Genomic DNA, 20,217 nt, shown 5'->3' with positions numbered 1-20,217 from the left:
GACTCATCGGCGGCTCACCGCCCGAGGGGACCGTCGATGACGTGACCTTGAGCATCCGTTCCACCGTGGCGCTGTGCGCGGCCCTGTCTCTCTGCGCGGCGCTCGCCGTGCCCGGTGTCTTCCCCGGTCTCGGCGGGGACGCCCGGCTCACCCTCGCCGTCTTCGCGCTGGCCACCTGCGCGTGGATCGGCACTCCCGTCGACGACACCTACATCGCGCTCGGCGCGGGGCTCGCGCTCACCGTGACCGGGGTGATCGACAGCGACACCCTGTTCGGCACCCTGGGCGACTCGACCGTGTGGCTCCTGATCTGCGCGTTCGTGCTGGCCGCCGCGGTCACCCGGACCGGGCTCGCCGGGCGGGCGGCCGCCTTCCTGGTCGGCGGGGCGCGCACGGTACGGCAGTTGACGCATCTGACGACGGCGGCGCTGGTCGTCACCGCGTTCGCGGTGCCGGCCACCTCGGGCCGGGCGGCGCTCGCGCTGCCGGTGTTCCTCGCGCTGGCCAAGGCGCTGGCCGGGCGCGGGCGGCTGGTGGTGATGCTGGCGCTGCTGTTCCCCACCGTGATCCTGCTGTCCGCGGTGGCGACCCTGATCGGCGCGGGCGCCCATCTGATCACCGTGTCCGTGCTGTGGGAGGCCACCGGGGAGCGGGTCGGCTTCACCGAATGGCTGCTGCTGGGGCTGCCGCTGGCCGTGGTGTCCTCCCATCTCGCCGCCGAGACCGTGCTGTTGACGACCACCCGGCGGGCCGACCGCGCCGGTCCGGTACGCATCACCGCCGAGGAGATCCAGCGGCACAGCGACCGCCCGGTCACCGGCCCCTGGACGCAGGCGGAGAAGCGGTGCGCCCTGCTGCTGGCCACGGTGGTCGCCCTGTGGTGCAGCGAACCCCTGCACCAGGTGTCCCCGGCGGTGGTCGCGCTGATCGGCGCGGTCGTCGCCGCCTCCCCGGCGCTGGGCACCGTGCGCCTGAAGGACGCGCTCAAGACGGTGCCGTGGTCGCTGCTGCTGTTCATGGCGGCGACCATGGCGATGGGCGTGGCGCTCGCCGAGTCGGGCGCGGCCCGCTGGCTGGTCGGCGGACTGCCCGCGGGCATCGGCCCGTTGACGTTCCTGACGGTCGTCGTCGCCGTCAGCACGGCCGCCCACCTGGTCCTGCAGTCACGGTCCGCGCGCTCCTCCGTGCTGGTGCCGCTGGTGGTCGCGGCGGCCGTGACGGCCGGGGTGAACCCGGTGGCGGCGGCGCTCGCGTCCACCGCCGCGGCCGGCTTCTGCCACACCCTGCCCGCCTCCGCCAAGCCGGTGACGCTCTTCGCGGACATCCCCGGCACCCCCACCTACACCCCGCGCGACCTGCTGCGGCTGTCCGCCGTGCTGGCCCCGCTCACCGCCGCCCTCGTCCTGCTGTTCGCCGTCACCGTGTGGCCCGCGCTGGGCGTGCCGGTGACCCGCTGAGGAGTGATCGCCCATGCTGAACCGAGTCGTCGTGGCCCCCAGCGGCTTCAAGGAGTCGCTGTCCGCCCCCGCCGCCGCCGACGCCATCGCGGCGGGCGTCCGCCGGGTGCTGCCGGACGCCGAGATCGACCGCATCCCGCTGGTGGACGGCGGGGAGGGAACCGCCGCCGCGCTGGCCCGCGCGACCGGCGGCCGGCTGGTCGCCCTGGCCGCCACCGGCCCCGTCGGCGAACCGGTCGGCACGCACTTCGCGCTGCTCGGCGGGCAGGACACCGCGGTGGTGGAGATGGCGGCCGTCGCCGGGCTGTCCCTGGTCCCCCGCACCCGCCGCGATCCGGGCGTCACCACCACCTACGGCGTCGGGGAGCTGATCCGTGCCGCTCTCGACCAGGGGGTACGGCGGATCCTGGTGGGCTGCGGCGACTCGGGCACCTCCGACGGGGGTGCGGGCGCGCTCCAGGCGCTCGGCGCGCGGCTGCTGGACGCGCACGGGGCGGAACTGCCCCCGGGCGGCCGTGAGTTGTCGCGTCTCGCCCGGATCGACGCGACCGGGCTCGATCCGCGCCTCGACGGCGTGGAACTGGTCGTCGCCTGCAACCCGTACAACGTGCTGTGCGGGGAGCGGGGCGTGGCGCGGGTGTTCGGGCCGCAGAAGGGGGCGACCCCGGGACAGGTGGAGGAGCTGTCGGCGGGGCTGGAGAACTGGGCGCGGGTACTGACCCGGGACCTCGCCGTCACCGGCGTCGACCTGCGGCTCGGCCGCGGCACGGGCGCCTCCGGCGGGCTGGGGGCGGGGCTGGCCTCGCTGGGCGCGGCGCTGGTGCCCCGGTTTCCCGTCCTGCTGGACCATCTCGGCCTGGACGAACGCCTCGCGCGGGCCGACCTGGTGGTCACCGCGGAAGGGGCGCTGGACCGCCAGACGCCTCGCGGCAAGGTGCCCGGGGAGGTGGCCCGGCGGGCCAAGCTGGCGGGGCGGCCGGTGCTGGCGCTCGCGGGGACGTTGGGGGACGGGGCGGGGGAGGTGCCGGGGGTGGACGCGTGTCAGGGCATCCTGCCGGGGCCCATGGAGCTGGCGGAGGCACTGGTCCGGGGCGCGGAACTGCTGACGGACGCGACGGAGCGGGCGCTGCGGATGATCGTGCTGGGAGCCCGGCTCCCGTCCCCTCAGGGGTGATGCGCCCCCGCCGCCCCGCCCCGTCCCTGGGGGCTGCGCCCCGGACCCCCTCGTCCTCAAACGCCGGACGGGCTGGAATCAGCCCCTCCGGCGTTTGAGGAGCGGGGTCCGGGGGCGGAGCCCCGGGGTGGGACGGGAAGGGGCGGCGGGGGCGACTCCCTCTTACGCCCGCCCCGACGTGTCCGGCACGCACCGCCCGTCCACCGTCCGGTACCTCCACCGCGCCCCGTCCCGCACGAGCTCCCGCACCGCCCGGACGAACCGCTCGACATGCTCCTCCGGCGTGCCGGCGCCGAAGCTCACGCGGATCGCGTTCAACGCCCCCGCCTCCGGCGCCCCGCACTCCCCCGCACCGCCCGTGTCGCCGCCCAGCAGCCGCCGTACCAGCGGGTGCGCGCAGAACAAGCCGTCCCGCACCCCGATGCCGTACTCGGCGGAGAGCGCCGCTGCGAAGTGGGAGCTGTTCCAGCCGTCGACCACGAAGGACAGCACCCCCACCCGGGGCGCGTCGTCGCCGAACAAGGACAGGAACCGCACCTGAGGCACGTCCGCCAGCCCTTCCCGCACCGTGCGGACCAGCTCCTCCTCCCGCGCGGCGAGCGCGTCGAACCCCGCCTCGGTGAGCGCCTTGCAGGCGGAGGCGATGGCGTGGGCGCCGATGACGTTGGGCGAGCCGGCCTCGTGGCGGGCGGCGGTCTCGTGCCACTCCACGTGCACCGTCCCGTCCGCGCGCCGCGCGACCTTGCGGCTGGCGCCGCCGCCGGCGAGGTAGGGCTCGGCCTCGCGGAGCCAGTCGGCGCGGCCGGCCAGCACCCCGGCGCCGAAGGGCGCGTACAGCTTGTGTCCGGAGAAGGCGACCCAGTCGACGTCGAGGTCCCGCACGGACACCGGGCGGTGCGGGGCGAGCTGGGCGGCGTCCAGCACGATGCGTGCGCCGTGCGCGTGCGCGGCGGCGGCGAGTTCGCGGACCGGCCACAGCTCGCCGGTGACGTTGGAGGCGCCGGTGACGCAGACCAGGGCCGGGCCGTGGGGGTCGCGGCCGGCGAGGGCGCGCTCCAGGGTCTCGACGGCCTGCGCGGGGGTGCCGGGCGCGTCGAGGACGGTCACCCGGGCCGCCCGCCGCCACGGCAGCAGCGCCGCGTGGTGCTCGGTCTCGAAGACGAAGACCTCGCAGTCCTCGGGCAGGGCGGCGGCGAGCAGATTGAGGGAGTCGGTGGTGGAACGGGTGAACACCACCTGGTCCCCCTCCCGTCGCCCGCCACCGCCCTTGCCGGACCGGACTTCGCCCGGGCTGTCCTCGATGCGGCAGTCGAGGAACTCGGCGACGGTCCGGCGGGCGTTCTCGAACAGGTCGGTGGAGAGCTGGGAGAGGTAGCCGGCGCCGCGGTGGACGCTGCCGTAGTAGGGGGCGTAGGCGGCCACGTCGTCCCAGACGCACTGGAGGGCGGGGGCGCTGGCGGCGTAGTCGAGCGCTGCGTAGACGGCCTCGCCGCCGGTGACCAGGGGGACGGCGACGTCCCGGCCGAGGACGGGCAGCGGGGAGCGGACGGACGGCTCGGCGGCGACGGTGGTGGCAGCGGGCATGACGGAACTCCCGGAGGGCGGGCGGATCCCCGCGCGAGCGGACGGCACGACGGCGGCGCTCCAGCGCGAAGGAGAAGAGGGAAAGAGGGTGTGCGGAGGCGGGGCTCGACGCCCTAGCGCATTCGCTTGCTCACGGAAGACTCCTCGACGACCAGGACCCCTGGTGTGCGAGGGGTCCGCGCTTGCCGTGAGCCCTGCTGCTCACGGCCCGGTCTTCACCCGGGGCACCCCGCCACGGACGGAGGGTTGCCGGACAGCCGGCCGGGGCCTGATGGCTGTCACTCATGACCTGAGAGGGAACGTACGTGAGGTGACCGGCGTCCCGCAACCCGCATCCGGATCGCGGGACGGCCGTCACGGGGCCCGCGCGTCGGTCCGCGCGCCGGCCTACGCGTGGGTGACGGCGACCCAGCGCTCGAGGACCCGCTTGGCGGCGCCGGAGTCGATCGACTCGGCCGCCTTCGCCATCCCGGCGCGGATCTGCTCGGTGAGCGTGCCGCTGCCGGGCTCCAGGGCCACCAGCGCCGCCGCGGAGTTCAGCAGCACCGCGTCGCGGACCGGACCGCGCTCGCCGTCCAGCAGCCGGCGGGCGACCTCGGCGTTGTAGGAGGCGTCGGCGCCGCGCAGCGCCTCCACCGGGGCCAGCTCGATGCCGGCGTCCCGCGGGTCGAACGTCTCCTCGGTGACCTCGCCGTCGCGCACCACCCACACCCGGGAGGTGCCGGTGGTGGTCAGCTCGTCCAGGCCGTCGTCGCCGCGGAACACCAGGGAGGAGTGGCCGCGTCCGGCGAACACCCCGGCCATGATGGGCGCCATGCGCGCGTCGGCGACGCCGACCGCCTGGGCCTTGACCTTCGCCGGGTTGGCGAGCGGGCCGAGGAAGTTGAACACCGTGCGGATGCCGAGCTGGCCGCGCGCGGCGGCCACGTGGCGCAGCGCCGGGTGGAACTTCACCGCGAAGCAGAAGGTGATGCCGGCCTCCTCGGCGACCTCGGCGACCCGGCGCGGGGTCAGGTCGAGGTTGACGCCCAGCTTCTCCAGGACGTCGGAGGCGCCGGAGGCGGAGGACGCGGCGCGGTTGCCGTGCTTGACGACCTTGGCCCCGGTGCCGGCGACGACGATCGAGGACATGGTGGAGATGTTCACCGTCCTGGCGCCGTCGCCGCCGGTGCCGACGATGTCGACGGTGGCGCCCGGCACCTCGATGACGTTGGCGTGGTCGTAGAGCGCCCGGACGCAGCCGGTGATCTCCTCGACGGTCTCGCCCTTGGCCCGCAGCGACACCGCGAAGCCGGCGATCTGCGCGTCGGTCGCCTCGCCCCGCATGATCAGGTCCATCGCCCAGGCGGTGTCGTCGGCGGACAGGTCGCGGCCGTCCAGCAGTCCGTTCAGCAGGGCGGGCCAGGAGCGGCCCGCCGCGTTGTCGCCTCCAGCGGGGGTCACAGCGCTCATGGTCGCTCCTGACGGTCGTAGCGGGTGCCTGGGGACCGGACGGATCCCGCACCCACCCTATCCAGCTCCGGGCACGGCGAAGGGCCCCCGTCCGCAGAACGGACGGGGGCCCTTCGCTGTCGTGTGGCGACGTGTGGAGCTCGGAGGATCAGTGGTGGCCGTGGCCGCTCGTGATCTCCTTGTACTCCTCGACGGTCGGCTTCGGAACCTGCGACTCCTCGCCGTAGAAGCCCTTGCTGAGCTTCGCGCGCAGCTTCTCGGTGGCCTTCACCTTGCGGCGGACGCCGTTCTCGTCGACCTCGGGGCCGATCTCGAGCGGCTTGGGCTGCTCGTGCGCGGTGAGGGTGTAGAGCTGCTCCTGGCTGAGCGGCTCGTGGACCTCGACGAACTCACCGTGCGGCAGGCGCTTGATGATGCCCGACTCGCGGCCGTGCAGCACCTTCTCCTTGTCCCGGCGCTGCAGGCCGAGGCAGATCCGCTTGGTGACGATGAACGCCACGACCGGGGCGACGAAGAACGCGATCCGGACGAACCAGGTGATGGCGTTGATCGACAGGTGGAAGTGCGTGGCCCAGATGTCGTTGCCGCCGCCGACGAGGAGGACGAAGTACAGCGTCATCCAGGCGACACCGAACGCGGTGCGGGTCGGGGCGTTGCGCGGGCGGTCCAGGATGTGGTGCTCGCGCTTGTCGCCGGTGACCCAGGACTCGATGAACGGGTACACCGCGATGGCCGCCAGGACCAGCGGGAAGACCATCAGCGGGATGAACACGCCCAGGGCGAGCGTGTGACCCCAGAAGTTGATCTCCCAGCCCGGCATGATGCGGACCAGGCCCTCGGAGAAGCCCATGTACCAGTCCGGCTGGGCGCCGGTGGAGACCATGTCCGGCCGGTAGGGGCCGATGGACCAGATCGGGTTGACCGTGGCGATCGCGGCGATCGCGGCGATCACACCGAAGACCAGGAAGAAGAAGCCTCCGGCCTTGGCCATGTACACCGGCAGCAGCGGCATGCCGACGACGTTCTTGTTGGTCTTTCCGGGGCCCGCGAACTGCGTGTGCTTGTGGTAGAAGACCAGGATCAGGTGCGCCACCACGAGGCCGAGCATGATGCCCGGCAGCAGCAGGACGTGGATCGAGAAGAACCGGGCGACGAAGTCGTCGCCGGGGAACTCGCCGCCGAAGAGGAAGAACGCGAGGTACGTGCCGACGACCGGCACGGACAGGACCGCGCCCTGCATGAAGCGCATACCGGTGCCCGAGAGCAGGTCGTCCGGGAGCGAGTAGCCGGTGAAACCGGTGAACATGCCGAGGACGAGCAGCAGGAAGCCGAACAGCCAGTTGATCTCACGCGGCTTGCGGAACGCGCCGGTGAAGAACACGCGCATCATGTGCACGAACATGCCGGCCACGAAGATCAGCGCGGCCCAGTGGTGGATCTGCCGGATGAGCAGGCCGCCACGGACGTCGAAGCTGATGTCCAGCGTCGACTTGTAGGCCTCACTCATCAGCTGGCCCTGCAGCGGGACGTAACTGCCGTGGTACTCCACCTCGTTCATCGCCGGGTGGAAGAACAGCGTCAGGTACACACCCGTGAGGATGATGATGATGAAGCTGTACAGGCAGATCTCACCCAGCATGAACGACCAGTGGTCGGGGAAGATCTTGCGCATGTTGGCCTTGGCCAGGGAGTAGATCCCCAGCCGGCCGTCGGCCCAGTCGGCGACCCGCTCACCGGCCGGTGCCTTCCCGCGCGAGCGGGACTCGGTGCTGGTCGTAGTACTCATCCGCGCTCCCAGAAAGCAGGGCCGACGGGCTCTTCGAAGTCGCCGAGCGCTTCGAGGTAACCCTCGTCGTTCACGCCGATGCGCAGCTGCGGCAGCGGGTGACCGGCAGGACCGAAGATCACCTTGGCGCCGTCGGCAAGATCGAAGGTGGACTGGTGGCAGGGGCACAGGGCGTGGTGCGTCTGCTGCTCGTACAGGGAGACCGGGCAACCGACGTGGGTGCAGATCTTCGAGTACGCGAGGATGCCCTCGTGCGACCACTCGAGCGTGCGCTTGTCCTTGATGTCCTCCGGCTCGATCCGGACCAGCATCAGGGCGGCCTTGGCGATCTCGTTCTGGAAACCGTGGTCGTGCTCGTCCAGGCCCTCGGGCTTGGCGAAGGTCAGCGAACCCACGATCAGGTCCGACGGGCGCATCGGCTCGTTGGTGTTCACGTTGACGAGCAGCTTGCCCTTGGACCACAGGGTGTGGCGCAGCTTCGTCCCGGGCAGCGGCCCGAGGTCGCGCAGCAGCATCACGCCGGAGAGCGGGAACAGGGCCAGCGCGCCGAACATGGTGTTGCGGATCAGCTTCCGGCGGCCGAGCGCCGACTCCTTGGCGCCCTGGCGGAAGTCGTCCATGACCTTCGCGCGGACCTCGGGGGCCGCCTCGACCGGGTGACGCTCGTCGGCGAGCTCGTGGTCCGACATCAGCGTGCGGGCCCAGTGGACCGCGCCGGCGCCGATGCAGAACAGGGCGGTGCCGAGCGTCATGCCCAGCGCGAAGTTCATCGCGCTGATGTGGCCGAGCGTCCAGATGTAGACCGTCTTGTCGATCGGGATGGCCACGTACGAGACGATGAAGCCGATGGTGGCCAGCATCGACACCGTGAACAGCAGGGCGACCGTGCGCTCGGACCGCTTGGCGGCCCGCTCGTCGATGTCCTGGATCCGCGGCTCGTGCGGCGGCAGGCCCGGGTCGGCGAACGGGTTCTGCTCGTCCGCGAGCTTCACCCGGCCGGGGCCGGTGTCCTGCGCTGCGGGCAGGTTCTCTTCGGGAATGTCTTGGCTACTCATGACTTCTTGGCCTTTGCGGTCCGAGCGGCGACCCAGACGGCGACCGCGATCAGCGCCCCGAGTCCGAAGATCCACGCGAACAGACCCTCGACGACGGGACCGAGACCGCCCAGCGCCAGCCCGCCGTAGCTCTCGGTGTCATCGCTGTTGACCTCGTCGAGGTACGCGATGATGTCCTTCTTGTTCTGCTCCGACAGCACGCTGTCGGGGAAGGAGGGCATGTTCTGCGGGCCGGTCAGCATGGCCTCGTAGATGTGCTTGGGGTCGACGCCCTCCAGGCTGGGGGCGTACTTGCCGTGCGTGAGCGCACCGCCCTTGCCGGTGAAGTTGTGGCACTGCGCGCAGTTGTTGCGGAACAGCTCCCCGCCCTCGGCGGCGTCGGCGCCCTCGGGGCCGTACTGCTCCTCGGTCGGGATGGCCGGGCCGGCGCCCAGGGAGGCGATGTACGCCGCCAGCTGGTCGATCTCGGCCTGGGTGTAGATGTTCCTCTTGCGCGGGACCTGCGCGGTCTGGGAGGTCGAGGCAGGCATACGGCCGGTGGCCACCTGGAAGTCGACCGCCGCGGCGCCCACGCCCACCAGGCTCGGGCCGTCGGTGGTGCCCTGACCGCCGGTGCCGTGGCAGCTCGCGCAGCCGACGGTGTAAAGCTTCTTGCCCTCCTCGATGGTGAGGGACTGGGCGGTTTCGTCGGCCTGCGCCTTGTCCGCGGGTGCGAACACGGCGTACAGCCCCCCGGTGCATGCCAGCGCGAGGAGTAGGACGACGAGCGCCGCCAGCGGATGGCGTCGTCGTGCGGAGAGCTTTTTCACGGATTACCCCGGTGTCAGGATCTTCTGCGTCGATGCTTCTGTTGGGTGCGCTGTGTCCAGCGCGCGGATGAGGGCCCGCCTACTTGATCATGTAGATCGTGGCGAAGAGGCCGATCCAGACGACATCGACGAAGTGCCAGTAGTAGGACACGACGATGGCCGCGGTCGCCTGTTCGTGGGTGAACCTCCGGGCCGCGTAGGTCCGGCCCAGGACCAGCAGGAAGGCGATCAGGCCGCCCGTCACGTGCAGGCCGTGGAAGCCGGTGGTCAGGTAGAAGGCCGAGCCGTACGGGTCGGAGGAGAGGGACAGGCCCCCGTGCTTGACCAGCTCGGTGTACTCGAGGACCTGGCCGCCGATGAACACCGCCCCCATGATGAAGGTGACGATGAACCACATCCGGAGCTTCTTCACGTCACCGCGCTCGGCGGCGAAGACGCCGAGCTGGCAGGTGAGCGAGGAGAGCACCAGGATCGTGGTGTTCGTCGCCGAGAACGGGAAGTTCAGCAGGTCGGCCTTCTCCGACCAGAACTCGGGTCCGGTCACCGATCGCAGGGTGAAGTACATCGCGAAGAGGGCCGCGAAGAACATCAGCTCGGAACTCAGCCAGATGATGGTTCCGACGCTGGTGAGGTTCGGTCGGTTGACCGACGGGTGCGCGTGCCCGGTGTCTACTGTCGTTGCTGTCGCCACGCCGACATTATGTCGGTCGCTTATCCCGCCCTCACTCCCGGGGGTGCCGTTCGGTGTGTTCGCCCCTCCTGGACTGCCCGTATGGCCCATGGGAGCCCCCTTCGAAGCCGTGTCCGAACAGTGTTGACAGGCGGTCCGAGGGGGTAGCATCCGCGCCATCGGTACCCGAAGTTCCCGACAGAGCCGTGCCCTCTCTCTTACGCGTGGAGGAACAATGCAGGCGACCGCCACGGTGCTGGTCTACAGCGACGACGCCAACACCCGGGAGCAGGTGCGGCTCGCCACCGGGCGGCGGCCGGCACCGGACGTGCCCCTCGTGGAGTTCGTCGAGTGCGCGACGCCGGCGGCCGTGCTCAAGGAGCTGGACCGGGGCGGCATCGACGTGTGCGTGCTGGACGGCGAGGCCGTGCCGATGGGCGGCATGGGCGTGTGCCGGCAGATCAAGGACGAGATCTTCGACTGCCCGCCGGTGCTGCTGCTGATCGGACGGCCGCAGGACGCCTGGCTGGCGACCTGGAGCCGCGCGGAGGCCGCGGTGACGCACCCGGTGGAGCCGGTGGAGTTCGCCTCCGCCCTGGCCTCGCTGCTGCGCCGGAAGGCGCTGGCGGGCGCCTAGGAGCTCCCGCGGCGGCCCGTGCGGGCTCACACGGCCGCCGGCCGCAGCCGGGCCGCCTCCCGGGCGGTGCCGGGGGTCTTCCCGCCGCCCGTGAGGGCGCTGCCCTCGCGCCACCTGTCCCAGTCCAGGTTCCAGTCGCCGAAGCCGTTGCCGAACGGTTCCATCGTGTCGCCGTCCGAGTTCACGACCTCGACGAGGTCGCCCTGGCGGACGGTGTCGAAGAACCACTCGGCGTCGGCGGTGCTCATGCCCACGCAGCCGTGGCTGACGTTGGCGTAGCCCTGCGAGCCGACCGACCACGGGGCGGCGTGCACGTACTCGCCGCTCCAGGTCACCCGGGTGGCGAAGTGCACGTCCAGGTCGTACGACTCGGCGGAGCCCTCGGCGATGCCGACGGTGGTGCTGCGCATGCGTACGAAGCGTTCCTTGGCGAGCACCACCTTGACGCCGTTGCGGGTCTCGAAGCCGGGCTTGCCGGTGGTGACGGGGATCTGCTTGATCTCCTCGCCGTTCTTGTAGACCGTCAACCGGTGGGCGGCGGCGTCCGTGAGGGCTGTCACGCGGTCACCGGTGCGGAGGGTGAGCGGCTCGGCCCTGCCGCCCCGCAGCCGGTCGCCGATCCAGACGCCCTCCAGGTTGCTGCGCACCCGCACGGTGGCGTGGGCCGGCCAGTACTCCTCGGGCCGGAAGTGGAGCTTCTTGTCGTCGACCCAGTACCAGGCGCCGGTCACGGCGGGCGTGGAGTCGACCTGCAGGCCGCGTTCCACGACGGCCCGCTGCGCCCGGTCCCTGACCGGCTCGCTGAGCTCCGCGACGAGCGGCTGGCCGACCCCGTACGTGCCCGCCCCGGGGCCGAAGGTGACGCCCAGGCGCTTGGCTGTGCCGGGCCCGCCCGTGGTGAAGGCGACGACCTCGCGGCCGGGCCTGCCGTCCTCGTCCTCGGTGCTCACGCGGACCGTGTACTGCGCGTCCTCGGCCAGCGGGGACGTGCTGTGCCAGCGGCTGCCGTCGGCGGCCAGTTCGCCCGCCAGGTGCCGTCCGGCGGCGTCCACCGCGACGACGTCCGTGATGCGCCCGTCGGAGTCCTCGGCGGTGATCTCGAGGGGCTGGTCGGGGTCGACGGGCCCGCCCTCGTCGAGGGAGCCGCTGAAGGAGATCTGGTCCGCCGCGTCGTACGGCTCGGCGGACAGCGGGCTGCTGTCGGAGGAACAGCCGGTGACGCCCGCGCCGAGGGCCGCCACCAGCAGCGCGCAGCCGGCGAGACGGGCCCGCGCGCCGCGGAGGCCGGTGCGGGGGGACTCGGTGTCTCTCATGGCCTCACGTTAGGGAGCCGGGCCGGTCCCGGCTCACCGGACGGCCCGAACGGGTGAGGCGGATGCGGCACGAGCGGGAGCCCGGACCCTCCTGACGGAGTGTCCGGGCTCCCGGGTGCCGTGCGGCGTGCTACTGGGTGCGGTTCTCACCGCGGTAGTACTCGAAGACCCAGCCCCACAGACCGATCAGCAGGATCGGAGCGGAGAAGTACATCAGCCACCAGCCGATGGCCACGCCCATGAAGGCCAGGGCGGCGCCCACGCCCAGGGCCAGCGGCTGCCAGCTGTGCGGGCTGAAGAACCCGACCTCGCCGGCGTCGTCGGCGACGTCCGCCTCCTTGTCGTCCTGGGCGCCCACGTCGACCCGCCGGGCCGTGAAGCCCAGGTAGAAGCCGACCATGATGCTCAGGCCGAAGGCCAGGAAGAGGGCGGTGGTGCCGACCGGCTCCTTCGACCAGACGCCGTAGACCACGGCGATGGCCAGGAAGAAGAGGCTCAGCCACATGAACATCTTGCCCTGGATCTTCACTTGCCGGCCTCCTTGCCGCCGGAGAGGGCCTTCTCACCGTGACCGGCGTTCTCGAGCTCGTCGAGCGCGGCGATCTCCGGGTGGTGCAGGTCGAACGCCGGGGATTCGCTGCGGATCCGCGGCAGGGTGAGGAAGTTGTGCCGGGGCGGCGGGCAGGAGGTGGCCCACTCCAGCGAGCGGCCGTAGCCCCACGGGTCGTCGACGGCGACCGGCTTGCCGTACTTGGCGGTCTTCCACACGTTGTAGAAGAACGGCAGCATCGCCATGCCGAGCAGGAACGAGGCGATCGTCGAGACCGTGTTCAGGGCGGTGAAGCCGTCCGCGGCCAGGTAGTCCGCGTACCGGCGCGGCATGCCCTCGACACCCAGCCAGTGCTGGACCAGGAAGGTGCCGTGGAAGCCGACGAACAGCGTCCAGAAGGTGATCTTGCCGAGCCGCTCGTCGAGCATCTTGCCGGTGAACTTCGGCCACCAGAAGTGGAAGCCGGCGAACATCGCGAACACCACGGTGCCGAACACCACGTAGTGGAAGTGCGCCACCACGAAGTACGAGTCGGAGACGTGGAAGTCCAGCGGCGGCGAGGCCAGGATGACGCCGGTCAGACCGCCGAAGGTGAACGTGATGAGGAAGCCCAGCGTCCACAGCATCGGCGTCTCGAAGGACAGGCTGCCCTTCCACATGGTGCCGATCCAGTTGAAGAACTTCACACCGGTCGGGACCGCGATCAGGAAGGTCATGAAGGAGAAGAACGGCAGCAGCACACCGCCCGTGACGTACATGTGGTGCGCCCACACCGTCACCGACAGACCCGCGATCGCGATGGTCGCGCCGATGAGGCCCATGTAGCCGAACATCGGCTTGCGGGAGAACACCGGGATGATCTCGGAGACGATGCCGAAGAACGGCAGCGCGATGATGTACACCTCGGGGTGACCGAAGAACCAGAAGAGGTGCTGCCAGAGCAGCGCTCCGCCGTTCGTCGAGTCGAAGATGTGCGCCCCGAACTTGCGGTCCGCCTCCAGGGCGAACAGCGCGGCGGCGAGCACCGGGAAGGCGAGCAGCACCAGCACACCGGTGAGCAGCACGTTCCAGGTGAAGATCGGCATGCGGAACATCGTCATGCCCGGAGCGCGCATGCAGATGATGGTGGTGATGAAGTTGACCGCGCCGAGGATGGTGCCGAAGCCGGAGAGGGCGAGGCCCATGATCCACAGGTCGGCGCCCATGCCCGGCGAGCGGACCGCGTCCGACAGCGGCGAGTAGGCGAACCAGCCGAAGCTGGCGGCGCCGTCCGGGGTGAGGAAGCCGCCCACCGCGATGAGCGAACCGAGCGAGTAGAGCCAGTAGGCGAACATGTTCAGCCGCGGGAACGCCACGTCGGGCGCGCCGATCTGCAGCGGCATGATCCAGTTCGCGAAGCCGGCGAACAGCGGCGTCGCGAACATCAGCAGCATGATCGTGCCGTGCATCGTGAACGCCTGGTTGAACTGCTCGTTCGACACGACCTGCAGGCCCGGGCGGGCCAGCTCGGCGCGCATCACCAGGGCCATCACGCCGCCGATGATGAAGAAGACGAACGACGTCACCAGGTACATGGTGCCGATCGTCTTGTGGTCCGTGGTGGTCAGCCACTTGACCACGACGCTGCCACGGTTCTGGCGCCTGACCGGCAGTTCGTCCTCGTAGTGGGACCCTGCTGCCGCGGCACCCTTGGGTTCGTTGAGGATGCTCACAGGATGTTCGACTCCCGGTTCTTCTCGGGGCCGGACTGCTCGATGCCCGCGGGCACGTAGCCCTGCTGCCCCTTCTTCGCGAGGTCCTTCAGGTGCTGCTCGTACCGCTCGGGGGAGACGACCTTCACGTTGAACAGCATCCGGGAGTGGTCGACGCCGCAGAGTTCGGCGCACTTGCCCAGGAAGGTGCCCTCACGGTTGGGGGTCACCTCGAAGGCGTTGGTGTGGCCCGGGATGACGTCCTGCTTCATCAGGAACGGCACCACCCAGAAGGAGTGGATGACGTCACGCGAGGTCAGCACGAAGCGGACCCGCTTGCCCTCGGGCAGCCACAGGGTGGGGCCCGGGTTGTTGGTCTGCGGGTTCCGGGTACCGGGGATGCCGCAGTCGTGCACACCGCCGGCGTCGGCCGGGAAGGCCTCCTTGTAGCGGTTCGGGATCGCGTCGAGTTCCTTGGACGTCTTGGCGTCGCCCGTGGAACCCTCGACGTTCTCGACGTAGTTGAAGCACCAGCTCCACTGGAAGCCGACCACGTTCACCGTGACGTCGGGCTTCTTCTCGAGCTTCAGCAGCTCGGATTCGTCACGGGCGGTGAAGTAGAAGAACACCGAGACGATGATGAGGGGGACCACCGTGTACAACGCCTCGATGGGCATGTTGTACCGGGTCTGCGGAGGTACCTCGACCTTGGTGCGGCTGCGCCGGTGGAAGAAAGCACTCCACAGGATCAGGCCCCACACCAGCACGCCGACGGCGAGCGCGGCCGCCCAGGACCCCTGCCACAGGGAGAGGATCCGCGGAGCCTCTTCCGTCGTGGGGGTGGGCATGCCAAGGCGGGGGAAGTCCTCCCATGTGCAACCGGTGGCGGTCGCCAGGACCAGGCCCGCGGTCAGTGCCTGCAGCAGCTTCCGCCGCATCGGGCGCCGCGGCTTGGGGGTACCGCCCACGCCTTCCAGGCCGTGGGGGAGGTCGGAGCCGTTGGGACTCACGTAGCGCCTTCCCGAGAGTCTCGCCCGCGCTGTTCGGCTGCGGCCTGGCCTTCTCGCTGGTCGGTCGCCGCCCTGCGTCGGGCAGGGGTTTGGATGTTTATGCGGACCAAACCCTAGCCGACGCCTTTTGAGGTCTCGCGGGGAGGGGTGCCATACGCGCCGCGGTTTACACCGAGCGCCCCATCGCCCGGACGTCCGGGATGTCACGCGGGCGGGTGCGGACGCCTCCCCCGGCCGCCGGAGCGCGCCCGCGCCCGGGCCGGTTCCCGGGTTCGCGCCGGGGCGCTTAGCGTGGGGGCGTGTCCTACTTCGATGCCGCTTCCGCCGTTCCGCTCCACCCCGTCGCCCGGCAGGCCCTGTTGGCCGCCCTGGACGAAGGGTGGGCGGATCCGGCGCGGTTGCACAAGGAGGGGCGGCGGGCCCGGCTGCTGCTGGACGCGGCGCGCGAGGCGGCCGCGGAGTCGGTGGGCTGCCGGCCGGACGAGCTGGTGTTCACCCCGTCGGGCACGGCCGCGGTGCACTCCGGGATCGCGGGGGCGCTGGCCGGGCGGCGACGCACGGGGCATCACCTGATCGTGTCAGCGGTCGAACATTCTTCTGTACTCCATGCGGCGGAAGTTCACCGGGCCGCCGGCGGCCCGGTCACCGAGGTCCCGGTGGACCGCACGGGCGCCGTGAGCCCGGCGGAGTTCGCCGGGGCGCTGCGGCCGGACACCGCGCTGGCCTGTCTGCAGTCCGCCAACCACGAGGTGGGGACCCTCCAGCCGGTGGCCGAGGCGGCCGGGGCGTGCCGGGCGGCGGGGGTGCCGCTGCTGGTGGACGCGGCCCAGTCGCTGGGCTGGGGGCCGGTGGACGGCGACTGGTCGCTGCTCGCGGCGAGCGCCCACAAGTGGGGCGGCCCCTCGGGGGTCGGGCTGCTGGTGGTGCGCAAGGGGGTGCGGTTCGCGCCCCGGGGACCGCGCGACGAGCGGGAGTCGGGGCGGGCGCCCGGGTTCGAGAACCTCCCGGCGATCGTGGCCGCGGCGGCGTCGCTGCGGGCGGTACGGGCGGAGGCCGCCCAGGAGGCGGCCCGGCTGCGGGAACTGACGGAGCGGATCCGGGCGCGGGTGCCGGAGCTGGTGCCGGACGCGGAGGTGGTCGGGGACCCGGAGCGGCGGCTGCCGGGCGTCGTCACCTTCTCGTGTCTCTACGTCGACGGGGAGACCGTGCTGCACGAGCTGGACCGGGCCGGGTTCTCCGTGTCCTCCGGCTCCTCCTGCACCAGCAGCACGCTGACGCCCAGCCACGTGCTGAGGGCGATGGGGGTGCTCAGCGAGGGCAACGTCCGCGTCTCGCTGCCGCCGGGCACGGAGGAGGAGGACGTCGAGCGGTTCCTCGCCGTGCTGCCGGACGTGGTGGCCGGGGTGCGGGAGAGGCTCGGCGCGCCGGTGTCCCGGACGGACGTGGTCACGGAGGAGCGGGACGAGGCGCTGGTGGTGGACGCGCTGGGACGGCGCTGCCCCGTCCCGGTGATCGAGCTGGCCAAGGTGATCGGCGATGTGCCGGTGGGCGGTCTGGTGCGGGTCCTCGCGGACGACGAGGCGGCCCGGCTGGACATCCCCGCGTGGTGCGAGATGCGCGGGCAGGAGTACGTCGGCGAGCAGCCGGCGGACCGGGGCACTGCCTATGCGGTCCGCCGGCTGTCGTGACCGGGCTCAGCCCAGGTGCTGCCGCACCTCGGTGGCGGCGTCGTCGCCGTAGGCCTTGGTGAAGCGCTCCATGAAGTGGGCGCGGCGCAGCTGGTACTCCTGGGTGCCGACCGTCTCGATGACGAGGGTCGCCAGCATGCAGCCGACCTGCGCCGCGCGCTCCAGCGAGACGCCCCACACCAGGCCGGACAGGAAGCCGGCGCGGAAGGCGTCGCCCACGCCGGTGGGGTCGGCCTTGCGCTCCTCGTCGGGGCAGGCGACCTCGACGGCCGGCTCGCCGGCCTGCTCGATGCGCACGCCGCGGGCGCCGAGGGTGGTGACGCGGTGGCCCACCTTGGCGAGGATCTCCTCGTCGGTCCAGCCGGTCTTCGTCTCGATGAGGCCCTTCTCGTACTCGTTGGAGAAGAGGTACGTGGCCCCTTCCAGCAGTATCCGGATCTCCTCGCCGTCCATGCGGGCGATCTGCTGGGAGAAGTCGGCGGCGAACGGGATGCCCCGGGAGCGGCACTCCTCGGTGTGCCGGAGCATCGCCTCCGGGTCGTCGGCGCCGATGGACACCAGGTCGAGACCGCCCACACGGTCGGCGACGGTCTTCAGCTCGATCAGGCGGGCCTCGCTCATCGCGCCCGTGTAGAAGGAGCCGATCTGGTTGTGGTCGGCGTCCGTGGTGCACACGAAACGGGCGGTGTGCAGCGTCTCCGAGATGCGCACGGAACCGGTGTCGACGCCGTGCCGGTCCAGCCAGGCCCGGTACTCGTCGAAGTCGAAGCCGGCCGCGCCGACCAGGATCGGGCGGGTGCCGAGCTGGCCCATGCCGAAGGCGATGTTCGCGGCCACTCCGCCGCGACGCACGTCGAGGTTGTCGACCAGGAAGGACAGCGAGACCGTGTGCAGCTGGTCCGCGACGAGCTGGTCGGCGAACCGGCCGGGGAAGGTCATGAGGTGGTCGGTGGCGATGGAGCCGGTGACTGCGATGCGCACGGCGTGGAATCTCCTGAGGGAGGGGGTTTGACACTTCACGCTACCGGGTGGGGACGGCCCGCAGAAGCAGCCGAAACTACCCGATAGTAGACCTTTCTTCGCGGCTGTCGGCGTGCATACGGTGCGGACATGACGAACATCAAGGCCCACGCCCCCGCTCCGGTCGACCTCGAGGGCGGTCTGGCCTCGCTGCGCGGCGACTGCGCCCGGATGGCCCCGCACTGGGCGGCGCCCGAGCGGGCGGCGGCCCGGCCGGTCCCCCCCTCCCTGATCCACGGGGTGGACGTGCCGCCCGCCTCCGCGCGGATGCTCGACGCCATGTCCGACTACGGCGACTGAGCCGACGCGGGGAACCGCGCGCTCCCCCGCTGCGTCCCATCGCCGTCCCCCGTGGAGGGGACGCGGGACACGAACCCTCAGCGGTCCCGGTGCGACCGGGCAGGGTCCGCAGGGGACGGCTGTGCAGGCGAAGGAGCGATGCGGTGAACACCGAGCGACCCGACCACGACGACGAGCCGCGCCCCGCCACGGGCGACGCGGGGGGCGCGGGACCGCGCACCGCCTCCGCCTCCGGTGCCACGCGGACGCGTGGCGCGGGCGAGGACGCCGGGACCTCGGAGCCCGAGGGCGCCGGGACTTCGACGCCCGGGGACGCGGACGCCGCGACCACGGACACCGGGACGGGCGGATCCGAAGCGGCCGGCCCGCGGACCGCCGGCGGTGAAGCGGCCGATGCCGATGAGGACGGGCCCGCGGGAAGCGGCGGTGTTCCCGCAGCCGGGGCGGACGGGCCCACGCGCGCCGGGGCTCCCGCAGCAAAGGCGGACGGGTCCGTCGAACCGGATGAGCCGGTGGTCGGCGCGGGCCATGACGGCGACCGCGGGTCCGGGAGAGCGGGGCGGCGGCGGACGCCGGCGTTGGTGGTCTCCGTGGCCGCCGCCGTGCTGCTGGCCGGCGGCGGTGGGGCGTATCTCGCGGCCGGGGCCGCCGGGGACTCCGGGGGCGGTACGGCCCCGGGGGCGAACGGCGACCCCGCTCCCCCGCCGCTCGCCCTGGACGGCCACTCGGAGAGCGGCCCGGCCGGCATCGCGCCGGGCGAGCCGAATCCGTACGGCGCCGCCTACCGCGCCGACGGCACGCTCCCCGAGGGCCCGGACTCGGCGCCGGTGTTCCACGCGCGGGGCCAGGTGACCGAGGACAGGGTGGTCGCGCTGGCGAAGGCGCTGGGGATGGAGGGCGAGCCGGTCGCCGAGGGCGGTTCCTGGCGCATCGGCGGCCAGGACGGCTCCGGTCCGGCCCTGCGCGTCGACCAGCGGGCCCCCGGCGCCTGGACGTTCAGCCGGAACATCCCCGGCAGCGACAACTGCAAGGGCGCCACCTGCAAGGCCCCGGCCGGCGCGAACACCCCAGCGGTGAGCGAGGCCGCCGCGAAGAGGGCCGCCGCGCCGGTGCTCAAGGCGGTGGGCCAGGACGACGCCAAACTGGACGCGAGCCAGGTGCTGGACGGCAGGCGTGTGGTGAACGCCGACCCGGAGGTCGGCGGGCTGCCGACGTACGGGTGGACGACCGGGGTGGTCGTCGGGGCCGGCGGCGAGGTGGTCGGCGGCAGCGGCCGGCTCGCGGAGCCGGTGAAGGGGGACGACTACCCCGTGGTGAGCGCCCGCGAGGCGCTGGACGCGATGAACGGCGCGCCCGGCGCCGGGGGCCGGGTGGAGATCGGCGGCTGCGCCACCCCCGTACCGCTGGACGAGGGGCAGCGGCAGGAGGAGCCGTGCGTCCCGGCGACGAAGCCGGCCGGCGACACCGTGTCGGTGGACGAGGCGGTGTTCGGGCTGGCCGCGCACGCGGTGGACGGGCGTCCCGCGCTGGTGCCGTCCTGGCTGTTCGAGGTGCGCCCGGCGGGCTCGGAGAGCCCGTTCACGGTGACGCACCCCGCGATCGCCCCCTCGTTCCTCGCCCCGCCGGAGGGGTCCGGACAGCGGCCGGGCGAGGAGCCGTCCGGCCCCGGTGACGAACCGACGTCCGCGCCGGCCACGCGTGAGGTCGAGGTGGAGGGCTACACGGCGGAGGGCGACGAGCTGACCGTGACGTTCACGGGCGGCGTCTGCGCGGACTACGAGGCGACGGCGAGCGAGAGCGGGGACGAGGTCACGGTGCGGGTGACCGGGACGTCCCGGCCGGGCGAGGTGTGCATCCTGATCGCCAAGCGGTACCAGGAGACGGTGCGGCTGGACGCTCCGCTCGGCGCCCGCGAGGTCGTGGACGCGAAGGGCGAGCCGGTGCCGCTGCACAAGGAGGGCGCCCGCCTGCCGGCGCCCCGCACCCGCTGACGCGCACGACGAAGGCGGCGGTCCCGTGAG

The 20,217-nt window shown here is 72.1% G+C and carries 17 protein-coding genes and 1 riboswitch; of the genes, 6 read left to right on the top strand and 11 right to left on the bottom strand.

The window, feature by feature from the left end:
• The first annotated feature begins 41 nt into the window (after positions 1-41).
• The gene (locus C1708_RS23865) at positions 42-1,457 is read left to right on the top strand and encodes an SLC13 family permease (RefSeq protein WP_198602577.1); all 1,416 of its coding nucleotides are present in this window, start codon (positions 42-44) and stop codon (positions 1,455-1,457) included.
• A 13-nt stretch (positions 1,458-1,470) separates the two neighbouring features.
• On the top strand, positions 1,471-2,631 hold the full coding sequence (locus C1708_RS23860; RefSeq protein ID WP_106414585.1) for a glycerate kinase family protein: 1,161 nt from the start codon (positions 1,471-1,473) through the stop codon (positions 2,629-2,631).
• A 162-nt stretch (positions 2,632-2,793) separates the two neighbouring features.
• On the opposite strand, the gene C1708_RS23855 is transcribed toward C1708_RS23860, so the two are convergent.
• The 6 genes from C1708_RS23855 to ctaE all read right to left on the bottom strand — a co-directional run bounded on the left by C1708_RS23855 (position 2,794) and on the right by ctaE (position 10,008).
• The gene (locus C1708_RS23855) at positions 2,794-4,215 is read right to left on the bottom strand and encodes an aminotransferase class V-fold PLP-dependent enzyme (protein ID WP_106414584.1); all 1,422 of its coding nucleotides are present in this window, start codon (positions 4,213-4,215) and stop codon (positions 2,794-2,796) included.
• A 173-nt stretch (positions 4,216-4,388) separates the two neighbouring features.
• Positions 4,389-4,505, bottom strand: a riboswitch (SAM riboswitch).
• A gap of 97 nt (positions 4,506-4,602) precedes the next feature.
• Positions 4,603-5,667, bottom strand: coding sequence for an anthranilate phosphoribosyltransferase (trpD, locus tag C1708_RS23850; protein WP_106414583.1), 1,065 nt, complete (start codon positions 5,665-5,667; stop codon positions 4,603-4,605).
• Positions 5,668-5,815: 148 nt separating this feature from the next.
• Positions 5,816-7,453 (bottom strand): cytochrome bc1 complex cytochrome b subunit, encoded by a 1,638-nt coding sequence (gene qcrB / locus C1708_RS23845; RefSeq protein WP_106414582.1) that lies wholly within the window; start codon positions 7,451-7,453, stop codon positions 5,816-5,818.
• Positions 7,450-8,508, bottom strand: a complete 1,059-nt coding sequence (gene qcrA, locus C1708_RS23840) for a cytochrome bc1 complex Rieske iron-sulfur subunit (RefSeq protein WP_106414581.1) — start codon at positions 8,506-8,508, stop codon at positions 7,450-7,452. Before qcrA ends, qcrB begins: the two co-directional genes overlap by 4 nt.
• On the bottom strand, positions 8,505-9,317 hold the full coding sequence (qcrC, locus tag C1708_RS23835; protein WP_106414580.1) for a cytochrome bc1 complex diheme cytochrome c subunit: 813 nt from the start codon (positions 9,315-9,317) through the stop codon (positions 8,505-8,507). Before qcrC ends, qcrA begins: the two co-directional genes overlap by 4 nt.
• Before the next feature lie 79 nt (positions 9,318-9,396).
• Positions 9,397-10,008: an aa3-type cytochrome oxidase subunit III gene (ctaE, locus tag C1708_RS23830; RefSeq protein ID WP_106414579.1), complete on the bottom strand. Its 612-nt coding sequence runs from the start codon at positions 10,006-10,008 to the stop codon at positions 9,397-9,399.
• Positions 10,009-10,222: 214 nt separating this feature from the next.
• Between ctaE and C1708_RS23825 the strand changes: the two genes are divergently transcribed.
• Positions 10,223-10,624 (top strand): response regulator, encoded by a 402-nt coding sequence (locus C1708_RS23825; protein ID WP_106414578.1) that lies wholly within the window; start codon positions 10,223-10,225, stop codon positions 10,622-10,624.
• Between the two features lie 26 nt (positions 10,625-10,650).
• On the opposite strand, the gene C1708_RS23820 is transcribed toward C1708_RS23825, so the two are convergent.
• The 4 genes from C1708_RS23820 to ctaC form a co-directional block, all read right to left on the bottom strand.
• Entirely contained in the window at positions 10,651-11,937 is a 1,287-nt protein-coding gene (locus tag C1708_RS23820) for a L,D-transpeptidase (protein ID WP_106414577.1), read from the bottom strand.
• A gap of 130 nt (positions 11,938-12,067) precedes the next feature.
• A complete protein-coding gene (locus tag C1708_RS23815) occupies positions 12,068-12,466 on the bottom strand; it encodes a cytochrome c oxidase subunit 4 (RefSeq protein WP_106414576.1) in 399 nt (132 codons plus the stop codon).
• Positions 12,463-14,199 carry an aa3-type cytochrome oxidase subunit I gene (gene ctaD, locus C1708_RS23810; RefSeq protein WP_106414575.1) on the bottom strand — a complete coding sequence of 579 codons (1,737 nt, stop codon included), beginning with the start codon at positions 14,197-14,199 and terminating at the stop codon, positions 12,463-12,465. The genes C1708_RS23815 and ctaD overlap by 4 nt, the downstream gene beginning before the upstream one ends.
• Complete coding sequence (ctaC, locus tag C1708_RS23805; protein WP_391662580.1) at positions 14,196-15,188, bottom strand: aa3-type cytochrome oxidase subunit II; 993 nt, start codon at positions 15,186-15,188, stop codon at positions 14,196-14,198. The genes ctaD and ctaC overlap by 4 nt, the downstream gene beginning before the upstream one ends.
• Positions 15,189-15,487: 299 nt before the next feature.
• Between ctaC and C1708_RS23800 the strand changes: the two genes are divergently transcribed.
• Complete coding sequence (locus tag C1708_RS23800) at positions 15,488-16,876, top strand: cysteine desulfurase/sulfurtransferase TusA family protein (protein ID WP_106414574.1); 1,389 nt, start codon at positions 15,488-15,490, stop codon at positions 16,874-16,876.
• 6 nt (positions 16,877-16,882) lie between these two features.
• Here C1708_RS23800 and C1708_RS23795 read toward each other — a convergent pair whose 3' ends face one another.
• The gene (locus C1708_RS23795; RefSeq protein ID WP_106414573.1) at positions 16,883-17,857 is read right to left on the bottom strand and encodes a carbohydrate kinase family protein; all 975 of its coding nucleotides are present in this window, start codon (positions 17,855-17,857) and stop codon (positions 16,883-16,885) included.
• Positions 17,858-17,986: 129 nt separating this feature from the next.
• Between C1708_RS23795 and C1708_RS23790 the strand changes: the two genes are divergently transcribed.
• Both C1708_RS23790 and C1708_RS23785 read left to right on the top strand, forming a co-directional pair.
• A complete protein-coding gene (locus C1708_RS23790; RefSeq protein WP_106414572.1) occupies positions 17,987-18,196 on the top strand; it encodes a hypothetical protein in 210 nt (69 codons plus the stop codon).
• Positions 18,197-18,339: 143 nt separating this feature from the next.
• Entirely contained in the window at positions 18,340-20,187 is a 1,848-nt protein-coding gene (locus tag C1708_RS23785; protein WP_106414571.1) for a hypothetical protein, read from the top strand.
• Positions 20,188-20,217 lie beyond the last annotated feature (30 nt).

The organism is Streptomyces sp. DH-12, assembly GCF_002899455.1.
Lineage (GTDB): Bacteria > Actinomycetota > Actinomycetes > Streptomycetales > Streptomycetaceae > Streptomyces.
This window is presented reverse-complemented; position numbering and strand designations above follow the sequence as displayed.